9 protein-coding genes are annotated in these 11,937 nt (G+C 65.2%); 5 read left to right on the top strand and 4 right to left on the bottom strand.

Annotated features, from left to right (window positions below; all coding sequences use genetic code 11):
* Positions 1-156 precede the first annotated feature (156 nt).
* From E4O92_RS01715 to E4O92_RS01705, 3 genes are all read right to left on the bottom strand, one after another.
* Entirely contained in the window at positions 157-3,321 is a 3,165-nt protein-coding gene (locus tag E4O92_RS01715) for an EAL domain-containing protein (RefSeq protein ID WP_135188014.1), read from the bottom strand.
* 266 nt (positions 3,322-3,587) lie between these two features.
* Positions 3,588-3,797: a DUF1289 domain-containing protein gene (locus E4O92_RS01710; RefSeq protein ID WP_135188020.1), complete on the bottom strand. Its 210-nt coding sequence runs from the start codon at positions 3,795-3,797 to the stop codon at positions 3,588-3,590.
* Positions 3,778-4,347 carry a DUF1415 domain-containing protein gene (locus E4O92_RS01705; RefSeq protein WP_135188013.1) on the bottom strand — a complete coding sequence of 190 codons (570 nt, stop codon included), beginning with the start codon at positions 4,345-4,347 and terminating at the stop codon, positions 3,778-3,780. The genes E4O92_RS01710 and E4O92_RS01705 overlap by 20 nt, the downstream gene beginning before the upstream one ends.
* 447 nt (positions 4,348-4,794) lie before the next feature.
* Here E4O92_RS01705 and E4O92_RS01700 point away from each other — a divergent pair, with 447 nt between their 5' ends.
* The 3 genes from E4O92_RS01700 to E4O92_RS01690 all read left to right on the top strand — a co-directional run bounded on the left by E4O92_RS01700 (position 4,795) and on the right by E4O92_RS01690 (position 8,414).
* On the top strand, positions 4,795-6,096 hold the full coding sequence (locus E4O92_RS01700) for a transglycosylase SLT domain-containing protein (RefSeq protein ID WP_135188012.1): 1,302 nt from the start codon (positions 4,795-4,797) through the stop codon (positions 6,094-6,096).
* Positions 6,097-6,431: 335 nt separating this feature from the next.
* Positions 6,432-7,820, top strand: coding sequence for a DEAD/DEAH box helicase (locus E4O92_RS01695; protein ID WP_135188011.1), 1,389 nt, complete (start codon positions 6,432-6,434; stop codon positions 7,818-7,820).
* A 147-nt stretch (positions 7,821-7,967) separates the two neighbouring features.
* Positions 7,968-8,414, top strand: a complete 447-nt coding sequence (locus E4O92_RS01690) for a DUF1801 domain-containing protein (protein WP_167759663.1) — start codon at positions 7,968-7,970, stop codon at positions 8,412-8,414.
* Between the two features lie 169 nt (positions 8,415-8,583).
* On the opposite strand, the gene senA is transcribed toward E4O92_RS01690, so the two are convergent.
* On the bottom strand, positions 8,584-9,774 hold the full coding sequence (senA, locus tag E4O92_RS01685) for a selenoneine synthase SenA (protein ID WP_229482915.1): 1,191 nt from the start codon (positions 9,772-9,774) through the stop codon (positions 8,584-8,586).
* Positions 9,775-9,806: 32 nt separating this feature from the next.
* Between senA and senB the strand changes: the two genes are divergently transcribed.
* Together senB and selD are read left to right on the top strand one after the other, a co-directional pair.
* Positions 9,807-10,805, top strand: a complete 999-nt coding sequence (gene senB / locus E4O92_RS01680) for a selenoneine biosynthesis selenosugar synthase SenB (RefSeq protein WP_135188009.1) — start codon at positions 9,807-9,809, stop codon at positions 10,803-10,805.
* Positions 10,802-11,860: a selenide, water dikinase SelD gene (selD, locus tag E4O92_RS01675; RefSeq protein WP_135188008.1), complete on the top strand. Its 1,059-nt coding sequence runs from the start codon at positions 10,802-10,804 to the stop codon at positions 11,858-11,860. The genes senB and selD overlap by 4 nt, the downstream gene beginning before the upstream one ends.
* The last annotated feature ends 77 nt before the right edge of the window (positions 11,861-11,937 follow it).

Genomic DNA, 11,937 nt, shown 5'->3' with positions numbered 1-11,937 from the left:
GGGCGGCACGTCGCTTTGCAATGCCCGTTAGGGTGCGCACCTGTGCGCACGCGGTCATCGTTTGCAGGCTCGCGGCGGCGCCATCACAACACAACGTCCGCACCGCGTGCGCACAGGTGCGCAGCCTACGACCTCATGCCGCTCTGCGGGGGCGCGTCAGGCGCCCGCTGGTTCCGCTTGCGCAGAGCGCTCAACTTCATCTGCCATCTGCCGCCACTGCTTCAGCAGTTCCGCCGCCGGCACCGGACGGCCATACAGGTATCCCTGCGCGCGGTTGCAGCCGTGGCGCAGCAGGAACGCCGCCTGCTCCTCGTTTTCCACGCCTTCCGCGATCACCGACAAATTCATGCTCTTGCCGAGCTGGGTGATCGCGACCACGATCGCCTCGTCGTCGGCATCGGCCGCGATGTCCTTGATGAAGCTGCGATCGATCTTGAGCGTCTCGACCGGCAGCTGTTTCAGGTAGGCCAGCGACGAGTATCCGGTGCCGAAATCGTCGATCGCCAGGCCCACGCCGATGGCGTGCAAGTCGTTCACGAGCGCCAGCGCGTCGCTGGTGTGCATGATCACCGACTCGGTCACCTCCAGCTGCAGCCGCCGCGGCTCGAGCCCGGTCTCGCGCAGCACGTCGGCGACCAATGCGGCGATGCAGCCGCGCTCGAACTGGCGCACCGACAGGTTGACCGCGATCTTCGGCACGTACAGCCCCTCCTGCTCCCAACGTACCATCTGGCGGCACGCCTCGACCAGCACCCAGTTGCCGAGCTGGTTGATGAAGCCGGTGTCTTCCGCCACCGGGATGAGTCGCGCCGGTGGGACTTCGCCCAGCTCGGCATTGTGCCAGCGCACCAGCGCCTCCACCCCGATCAGGCGTTTGCTGTCGATCTCCACCTGCGGCTGGAACGCCAGCCGGATCTCGTTCTTCTCGATCGAGCGCCGCAGCAGGCTTTCCAGGCGCAGGCGCAGCGCGCCATCGCCGCTCATGGAGGGCGCATAGAAGCGGTAGCCGTTGCGCCCGCGCGCCTTGGCCTGGTACATGGCCACGTCCGCGTTCCGGACCAACATGGAGAGATCCGCGCCATCACGCGGGAACAAGCTGATGCCGACGCTGCCGGTGATGAACAGCTCGTGGCCGGACACGGTGAATGGCTGTTCGAACATCGTCATCAGCTTGTCGGCCACCTGACCAGCGCCGGATTCGCCATCCACGTTCTCCAGCAGCACGATGAATTCATCGCCCCCCAGGCGCGCCAGCGTGTCGCCCGCGCGCAGGCGGCATGCCAGAGCGCGCGCCACCTGCTTGAGCAGCTCGTCGCCGACGTCGTGGCCGAGCGTGTCGTTCACGTTCTTGAAGCGGTCCAGGTCGATGAACATCACCGCCAGTTGCTGCTGGTCGCGCGCCGCGCGCGCCAGCGCGTGCTGCAGCCGGTCGTGGAACAGCAGCCGGTTCGGCAGCGCGGTCAGCGGATCGTGGTGGGCCAGGTGGTCGAGCTTTTCCTGCGATTCCTTGAGCTGCGTGATATCGCTGAACACGCCCACGTAGTGCGTGACCTCGCCCGCCTCGTCGCGCACGGCGGAGATAGTCAGCCACTCCAGGTAGTCGTCGCCGTTCTTGCGCTTGTTCCAGATCTCGCCGCGCCAGAATCCCGTTTCGGACAGTTCGCGCCACAGGCTCGCGTAGAACGCCTCGTCGTGGCGGTGCGAGCGGGTCAGCGCCACTTGCTGTCCGAGCATCTCGAACTCGGTATAGCCCGTGATCTGGGTGAAGCCCGGGTTGATTGCCATGAGCTTGCCGTTTACCCCGATCACGGCCACGCCGTCGGCCATGTGCTCGAGCACGGTGCCGGCCAGGCGCAGCTTTTGTTCGGCCAGCCGGCGCTCGGTCACGTCGGCGTAGACCCAGATGCTGCCGTCGTCCGGATACTGCCGGTCGAGCGCGCGCCCGCTCACCATGCACCAGATCAGCGTGCCGTCGGCGCGGCGGAACTGGCGCTCCTCGCGCGCATCGTCGCCGCGCGCCAGGCACATGGCGTACTCCTCCCAGGCGCTTTCGGACTGCTCCTGGTCGGGCAGCAGCAGCAACGCCGAGGCGCCGAGCAGCTCGCCATCGGCGTAGCCGAACAGCTCCTCGGCGCGGTGGTTGGCCGACACCACGCGCCGCCCGCGCACGAACACCACGCCGAACATCACGTTGTCCACGATCGCGCCCTGCTCGGCCAGCAGCGCCTCGATGCGCATTTCATCGTGCTTGCGCATGCTGATGTCGGAAATGATGCCGTCCACGCGCAGGTCGTCCGTGCCCGGCTCCCCCACCGGCTGCCCGCTCTCGAGCACCCAGCGCTCGACGCCGGCGGCATCGATGATCCGGTATTCGATCGCGTACGGGCGGCCGGACTGGATCGCTTCCTTGGCCAGGCGCAGCTGCATGCGCCGGTCTTCCGGACTGATGATGTCGGACCAGGCATCGGTGGTGCAGCGCATGAACCAGGCCGCGGGATAGCCGGTGATCTCGAGGATCGCGTCGCTGACGAAGTCGATCTGCCCGCCCGGGCTGGCCCGGAACACCGCGCCCGGCACCTGCGTCATCATGGTGCGAAAGCGCTCCTCGCGCCGGGCGACGTCGGCAAACAGCTGGCGGATCGCGCCGCGCATGCGGTCCATCTGTCCACCCAGGCGCCCCAGCTCGTCGCGGCCGTGCAGCTCCAGCGGGGTGTCGAAGTCGCCTTTTGCCAGCCGATCGGAAAACTGGGTCAGCGCGCGCAGCGGCCAGAGCAGGCGGCGCCTGAGGAAGAGCACGATCAGCAGCAGCGAAACACCAAGCTGGCAGCCCAGCACCATCGCGTAAGCCGACTGCCGCTCGTGCAGCTGCTGCTGGTTGCGCCGGTCATCCATTTCGACCTCGATGCGGCCGATCGGCTGGCCCTGCGCGACAATCTCGCGCTCGGCCCGGTACAGGCGCCCCTCGGCCGGAGCTGCCGCCCGCACGTCGATAAAACCGGGATCGTCCGGCGCACGCACCGCAACGTGCACCACTGCCGGGTTCCCCATCACGGAATCGACCAGCGAGCGCGCCGCCTCGCGGTCGCGGCTGCGCAGCGCCGCCTGGACGCCATGCGCGAGGATGTCGGCGTTACGCCGCAGCGACTCGTCGAGCGCGCGCTCGGCCGCCTGCCGCGCCTGCACGCCGACGATCACGTAGCAGCCCACGACCGCCGGGACTACCAGGCCACCGCAGACGACCAGCAGCAGCGCCGCGTAAATCGAGCCGCCATACAGCCTGTTCAGCGTAAAAGACAATCCGTGGAAAGCGAAGCGCGGCATAAATATCGTGCAAGCGTGGACCTACCCGGGCGGATGATCGCGGGTGGGATCAATTAAGAAAGTGACAATATTAATAGTTATGCATAGTAGATTATGCATCGAATGTTGCCTGGCGTCACCAAATAAAAGGGAGCCTCGACCAGCGACGTGGCTTGCCAGCATTCCAACAGGTTTCAGAGGGGGAATTCGACGGGCCGAAAAGGCCGGGGCGGCCCTTGCGCCGCTGGGTATTTGCCTGCCAAAAGGCAGGCCGGAACCGGGGATAATCAGGTATTCCTGCGCGGATAGCCCTGCGCCAGGATGCGCTGCCACACCACCTCTTTCTGCTCAGCGTTCATCGTTACCCAGTGAGCGACTTCGGCCACGGTGCGGCCGCAGCCGCGGCAGACCTCATCGAAGGTGGTCGAGCAGACCGCGACGCAGGGCGTGTCCGGCCGTGGCGGCAACGCCGGGGAATCAGCGCGCGGGGCCGACATCGAGCTTATCCCAGCCGTCATGGCCGAGTTCTTCCATGGTGGCGATGTTCTTTTCAAAGATGTCGGCCGCTTCCGGGAACGCTTCCACCGCCCGCGCCACGCTGTCTTCGCGCAGCAGGTGCAGGATCGGGTACGGCGCGCGGTTGGTGTAGTTCGAGATGTCGTTCGCGTCGCTGTCGGCGAACTGGTAGTGCGGGTGGAAGCTGGCCACCTGCAGTTCGCCATCGAGATGCATGTCCTCGACGGCGGCATCGGCCACGTCGAGAAATTCGTTGTATTCCTCGAAGTCCTGCAGCACGAACGGGTGGATCAGCAGCGTCGTGTCGACCTTTTCCGGATCCGCATCGGACAGGTTCTGCAGCTCATTCATCAGGTCTTCCAGCAAAGCTTCCGGCGTGGTCGCGCTGGAAACCACGTAGCGCACCTGCTCCTTGATGTAGACCGACTTGGCGAACGGACAAAGGTTCAGGCCGATGACGGCCCGCTCCAGCCAGCGGCGGGTGGCGGCGACGATTGCATCATCGTCCGCGTTCAGGTTGGCAGTGCTCATGTTTTGCTCTTCAGGGAAATATTGCTCGCAGCGCGAAAGCCAAGATTGTACGCACACTTTGCGTGCGCTCATAGATTCAAGCTGAGCCGCTAGTAATTTAGGCGTCAAGCACGGCAAGGATGAGGCGGCCGAAACATGCTGGTATTAGGTTTCACGGCGCGCCCCTTCCGTCCCCGGCCCGGCCCCATAAGGCCCGCTTACGTCCGTAAAAAAATAGCATACCCGGCGGAGTATCGATAAATATTACAACACGACCATAGGAGAAGACATGAAGAACAAATAGATACTCCCTAATCATGATCAAACTATCAAGTGGTATTGACGAAAAGAATAGACAAGAAAAATTGTAACTTATCAGACATATTTCTTGACGGGCTCATCAACTGGTACGTACACTCGCTCCTCAATCATCAGTCCGGTCGTTCCTGGACGCAACACTGAAAAGCTATGCACGAAACGACTCGCAACACTCTCGCCCTGGGGGCACTGGTGGTTACCCTGCTCGCTCCCGCAGCCAGCCATGCGGCTGACGCCGTCCAGGCAAGCGCTCAAATGGCCCGCCCTGGCCTGTCGCAGATGATCCCGGCCATCAAGGCGGACGATTACAAGGACCCGGACCTGTGGGCGCGCATCCGCAGCGGTTATGCGATTCCTGACGTAAATACCTCCCTGGTCGACAAGCATATCCAATGGTACGCCGCGCGGCCGGACTACCTGTCGCGCACCTCGGCGCGCGCATCGCTGTACCTGTACCACGTGGTGCAGGAGCTGGAAAAGCGCGGCATGCCGACCGAGCTGGCCCTGCTGCCGGTGATCGAGTCGGCGTTCAATCCGCAGGCGCTGTCGACCGCGAACGCGGCCGGCATCTGGCAGTTCGTGCCGGGCACCGGGCGCGACTTCAACCTCAAGCAGAACATGTTCAAGGACGAGCGCCGCGGGGTGCTGGCCTCGACCGACGCGGCGCTGACCTACCTGCAGCGCCTCTACACGATGTTCGGCGACTGGCAACTGGCCCTGGCTGCATATAACTGGGGCGAAGGCAATGTTCAGAAAGCGATCGCCACCAACCGCGCACGCGGCAAGCCGACCGACTTCGAGAGCCTGTCCGAACTGATGCCGGCCGAGACGCGCAATTACGTGCCCAAGCTGCAGGCGATCAAGAACATCGTGGCCAATCCCGCCCAGTATGGCGTGACGCTGCCGCTGATCGACAACCAGCCCTACTTCACCATGGTCGACAAGACCAGCGACATCGACGTGGCGATCGCGGCCCAGCTGGCCGAGATGTCGGTCGACGAATTCAAGGCGCTGAACCCGCAGTTCAAAAAACCGGTCATCACCGGCGACCAGACCAAGATCCTGCTGCCGAAGGAAAACGCCGAGAAGTTCCACCTGAACCTGGCGCAGTGGGGGCACGCCCTGTCCACCTGGACCGTCCACAAGATCACCAGCGCCAAGGAAAGCATTACCACCCTGGCCTCCAAGTTCCACACCACCCCGGATGTGATCCGCCAGGCCAACAACATCCCGGCGCAGATGCGCCTGAAGACCGGCTCGACGATCCTGGTGCCGAAGACCTCGGCCACGGCCGATGTCGGCGACATTGCCGACAGCGTCATCGACAATGCCGCGGTCAACCTCGAGGCCGACCGTGGCGGAAAACGCGGCAACCAAGCCGCCGGTTCGCAACGCTACAAGAGCGTGGCGCAGGTCAAGAGCCGCTCGCCACGCCACCACAGCAACAAATAAGCGCCGTCGCGGCGCGCGCGCCACAGTCGGGGCTATGCAAGCGGCCCCGAATTACGGTATAGTGCGGTTTGTGCGCTGCAATACGTGAAGCAATCGCGTCGCAGCGGCAGTTCACAGGCAACACAACTAGCAGCTTCGCAAGCCCAGGTGTATCCGTAACGGGTAGCCTCCCATAAAGCCCTCCCGCCCTGCGTGTCGTATCCTGACACCGTTCCGGCGCAAAGCTTTTGTGCCGAAATTTCTTTCTACCCAAGTCATTTCGTAATTGGCTCGCGTTGCTATTTTGCGTTCGCATCAAACGCGATCGCTCATTCACACGAAAGAGTACAGAATCAATGAGTTTTGAAGCATTAGGCCTTCATCCTTCCATCGTCAAGGCAGTTGCCGAAGCCGGCTACACCGCCCCGACCCAGGTCCAGGAGCAAGCTATTCCCGCGGCCATTGGCGGGCGCGACCTGCTGGTGTCGTCGCAGACCGGCTCGGGCAAGACCGCGGCCTTCATGCTGCCGGCCCTGAATAAGCTGGCCGCCAGCGAGTCCGCGCCCATGGGCCGCACCCCGGCGCAGGAAGCGCAGTCGGCGCGCTCCCGCGGCGAGCGTCCCCGTTTCCGCCCGGCCCAGCCGAAAATGCTGGTGCTCACCCCGACCCGCGAACTGGCCCTGCAAGTGACCACCGCGACCGAACAGTACACCACGTTCATGCGCCGCATCCGCACCGTGTCGATCCTGGGCGGCATGCCCTACCCGAAGCAGATGCAACTGCTGGCGCGCAATCCTGAAATCCTGGTCGCAACCCCGGGCCGCCTGATCGACCACATGGAGTCGGGCAAGATCGACTTCTCCCAGCTCGAGATCCTGGTGCTGGATGAAGCCGACCGCATGCTGGACATGGGCTTCATCGAAGACATCGAAAAGATCGTCGCCGCGACGCCGGATACGCGCCAGACCATGCTGTTCTCGGCCACGCTGGACGGCGTGGTGGGCAACATGGCGCGCCGCATCACGCGCGACCCGATGGTGATCCAGATCGCGACCGCGACCAAGCGCCACGAAAACATCGCGCAGCGCGTGCACTTTGTCGACGACCTGTCGCACAAGAACCGCCTGCTCGACCACCTGCTGCGTGACGAGACGCTGGACCAGGCCGTGGTGTTCACCGCGACCAAGCGCGACGCCGACATGATCGCCGACCGCCTGAGCATCGCCGGCTTTTCCGCTGCGGCGCTGCACGGCGACATGCACCAGGGCGCGCGCAACCGCACGCTCAACGGCCTGCGCCGCGGCCAGGTGAAGGTGCTGGTGGCAACCGACGTCGCCGCGCGCGGCATCGACGTGCCGAACATCACGCACGTGGTGAACTACGACCTGCCGAAGTTCCCGGAAGACTACGTGCACCGCATCGGCCGCACCGGCCGCGCGGGCCGCAACGGCATCGCGATCTCGCTGGTGAACCACGCCGAGAGCATGAACGTGCGCCGCATCGAGCGCTTCACGCGCCAGCCGATTCCGGTTGACGTCGTCGAGGGCTTTGAGCCGAAGAAGTCGGCGCCGCCGCGCGCACCGCGCCCGGGCTGGAAGCCGGGCGATGGCCGCAACGCCAAGCCGGGCCAGCGCGGCTTTGCCAAGCCGCAGGGTGGTGGCCAGCGCCGCGAAGGCTCGGGTGGGTACAAAGGCTCGCATCCGCGCTCAATGGATAGCGCGCGCCGCACCTTCGGCGACTACTAATGGAAACGGCTGCTTCGGCAGCCGTTTTTGTTTTAAGCTGTCTCCAGCGCCGAACTTGGCTGGCGCGAGTGGTGCCACAGAACTGGAGCGAAAAAGATGGCTGGCAAAGCGACTGGGGCGGCGACGAGGGCTCCGAAGGAATCCGCGATGAAAGCGGGCAAAGCGCGCAATGCAGTGCCCAAGGCGCAATCCGGCGAGGTCGTTCTTCTTTCGGGTGGCAATCCGCAGATCCCCAAGGGGTACGGCGATGACCCAGTGCAAGCCTACATCTCGGCCATGCCTGGCTGGAAGAACGAGATCGGGCGCCGCATCGACGCGCTGATCGAAGACATCGTGCCAGGCGTGCGCAAGGCGGTAAAGTGGAACTCGCCATTCTATGGGGCGGAGGACAGCGCCTATTTCCTCAGCCTGCATTGCTTCAAGAAGTACATCAAGGTTGCTTTTTTCAACGGCGTATCGTTGGCCCCTCCTCCACCCGGCGAGTCCACCCAAAAGAATGTGCGCTACGTCGACATCCATGAGGGCCAGTTCGACGAAGCGCAGTTCGCCGATTGGGTAAGGCAAGCCAGCCAACTGCCCGGTGAACGAATGTAAGTGGCTGACGCATACTCACGCGGCCGGCGCAAATCGTAGGGGGCGCGGGGCCGCCGAGGACCCGTGCGCACGCGGTTCGCGAACGTCGAGCAGTGGAGCGGCAGCCGCAAGTCAGCAAGCCGTGACCGCGTCGCACAGGTGCGCACCCTACGGGCTCGCCGCAACCGGCTCAAACCGCGCAGGTGCGAAATCCCGCGAAGATATCGTCGCGCTCGGGCCGGTAGAAATTGCGAAAGTGCGGCGAACGCAGCCTCCCCGGCGTCGCGAACGAGGCGCCGCGCAGCACCCGATGGGTGCCGAACCACGGCGCCGAATATTCGCGGTAGCGATCCGCCGCAAAACCCGGATACGGCTCGAACGCCGAGGCCGTCCACTCCCACAGCCGGCCCCAGTGAAAGCCCGGCTGGCGCGACATGGCCGCGAACTCCCATTCCGCCTCCGCCGGCAGCCGCCGCCCGGCCCAGGCGCAGTAAGCCTGCGCCTCGTACCAGCTCACATGACGGACCGCCTCTGACGACGCCAACATCGAAAGATGCGCGAAGCGTCTCGTGCACCATTGACCCGTCTCGCACCGCCAGTAGCGCGGCGCCAGGCGTTCCTGCCCCATCAGCCAGGCGCGACCCGCGGCGCTCCAGAATTGCGGATACTGGTAGCCGCCGTCCTCGACGAATTCAAGGTACTGGGCGTTGGTCACCAGGCCGGCATCCATGCAGAACGGTGCGACGCGGCAAGCGTGCGCCTGTTTCTCGTTATCGAACACAAAGCCGCCCTGCTGCGCGCCTCCCAGCACGATGGTCCCGCCCGGGTATGCGACTTCCCCGGTGACCTCGGCGAGCGCGCTGCGCCGGTCCGCCGCCGGCTCTACCCCCAGCGTCTGCATCGTGTACAGGAAGGCCTCGCCATGCATGTCCTCGTGCGCGAGCGCGAGCCGATACGGATAGAGCGATTCGTCATCCGGCGCGGCGTGCGCCAGCCGGCCCTCCACGCGGTGGAGCACTTCGCGGCAGTAGGTCTTGATGGCGCCGGTGAGCGGCAGGTCGAGCGCCCAGCGGCTGCGGTGTGGCACAGTGTTCGAATCGAACCAGTCGTCGCCGCGCGCGAGCAGCGAGGGTTGCTGCGCATCGGCGGGATGCGAGCTGGCCGCCTCGCGCAAGATGAACCACTCGGCAAACCATGCGATGTGCCCCAGCTCCCACAGCGGCGGGTTGACAATGGCGAGCCGTGGCACCTGCTGCGCATCGTCGAACCCCGCGGCGGCCAGCCGGTCGAACAGGCTGAGCGTATAATCGCGCGCGCCGCGCAGCGAATGCGCCAGTGGCTGGGGCGTTGCGAAGCGGAAGGAGGCATCGATCTCGGTCATGCTGGAATTGTAGTGTTTTTGTGGAGTGGCCAGTGGTACAACAAGGCGCGCGCATTGCGATTGTGAGCCCTGCGTCAGCCAGGGAGAACAACGGCAACTGGCAGACCGCCAGCCGCTGGGCGCGCTTCTTGCGCGGCCGGTACCGGGTCGACCTGCTGCAGGAGTGGCACGGCCAGTGCGAGCCCGACCTGCTGGTAGCGCTGCACGCGCGCCGCTCCGCCGCATCGGTGGCCGCGTTCGCGCACGCGTTTCCAGCGCGGCCGATCGTGCTGGTCCTGACCGGCACCGACCTCTACCGGGACATCGCTACCAGCGTCGAGGCGCAGGATTCGCTGCGCGATGCGAGCGCGCTGGTGCTGCTGCAAAGCGCGGGCCTGGCCGAGCTGGCGCCCGGACTGCGTGCCAAGGCGTTCGTGATCCACCAGTCGGCGCCGGCGCTGAGGCCGGCCGCACCAAGCCGGCGCCACGTCGACATCTGCATGATCGGCCACCTGAGGCCGGAAAAAGACCCCCAGACCTTCATCCGCGCGGCCGGCCTGGTGCGCGATGCGCGCGTGCGCTTCCTGCACATCGGCGGCGCGCTCGACCCCGAGCTGGGGGCGGCCGCGAACGCGGCGCAAGAGGCCTGCACGCGCTATCGCTGGCTCGGCGCGCTGCCGCACGGGGCGGCACGCCAGCGCCTCAAACGCTGCCACGCGATGGTCATCGCATCGCGGATGGAAGGCGGCGCCAACGTGATCATCGAGGCGGTGACCTGCGGCGTGCCGGTGCTGGCGTCAAGCATCAGCGGCAACCGCGGCATGCTGGGCGAGGATTACGCCGGCTATTTCGCACCGGGCGACGCGCACGCGCTGGCGCGCCTGGTCGAGCGCTCGTCGCTTGAACCGGACTTTTACCAACTGCTGCGGCGCCAGTGCGCGGCGCGCGCGCCCCTGTTCGACCCTGCCGCCGAGCGAGCGGCCTTGCTCGACTTGGTGGATAATCTGCTATCGCGCGAGAGCGCAAGACCCATCGACACGGAAATCACATGAGCAATGCACCTGAACAGACCATCAAACTGACCTCGTTCTCCCATGGCGGCGGCTGCGGCTGCAAGATCGCGCCGGGAGTGCTGGCCGAGATCCTGAACAAGTCGAGCGGCTTCCCGGTCCCCAAGGAGCTCATGGTCGGCATCGAGACCGCCGACGACGCGGCCGTGTACAAGCTCAATGACGAGCAGGCGCTGATTGCCACCACCGACTTCTTCATGCCGATCGTCGACGATCCGTTCGATTTCGGCCGCATCGCCGCCACCAACGCGATCTCGGACGTATACGCCATGGGCGGCACTCCGATCATGGCGCTGGCCCTGGTCGGCATGCCGATCAACAAGCTGCCGCTGGAGACCATCGGCCAGATCATCCGCGGCGGCGAAGCCGTCTGCCAGGATGCCGGCATCCCGATCGCCGGCGGCCACACGATCGATTCGGTCGAGCCGATCTACGGCCTGGTCGTGATGGGCCTGGTGCACCCGTCCAAGGTCAAGCGCAATTGCGGCGCCCGGGCCGGCGACGTGCTCATCCTCGGCAAGCCGCTCGGCGTCGGGGTGCTGTCGGCGGCGCTGAAAAAGGACGTGCTCGACGCGCAAGGCTATGCGGCGATGATCGCCAACACCACCAAGCTGAACAAGCCGGGGCGCCTGCTGTCCGCAATGGAGGGCGTGCACGCGATGACCGACGTCACCGGCTTTGGCCTGCTCGGCCACCTGCTGGAACTGGCGCGCGGCGCGCAGCTGTCGGCCCAGCTCGACATGAACGCGATCCCGCTGCTGCCGGGCGTACTGCAACTGGCGCATGACGGCTACTTTACCGGCGCATCTGGCCGCAACTGGGAGGCCTATGGCAAGGACGTGGAACTGGCGCAGGGCATCACGCCAGCCCAGCGCGCCCTGCTGACCGACCCGCAGACCTCCGGCGGCTTGCTGGTCGCGTGCGATCCGGCCTGCGCCGACGAGGTGCTGGCCCTGTTTGAACGCGAAGGCTTCGTTGATGCGGCCATCATCGGCCGCATGCAGGAAGGCAGCGCAGGCGTCACGGTGCGCGCCTGATGCTGCGGAGAAAGTATCTTTTCCACAACTATTGCTGACAGTTATTAATTTTTTTAAATTGTCGGATGTATAATTAC

It is taken from the genome of Massilia horti, assembly GCF_004614195.1.
Taxonomy (GTDB): domain Bacteria; phylum Pseudomonadota; class Gammaproteobacteria; order Burkholderiales; family Burkholderiaceae_D; genus Telluria; species Telluria horti.
This window is presented reverse-complemented; position numbering and strand designations above follow the sequence as displayed.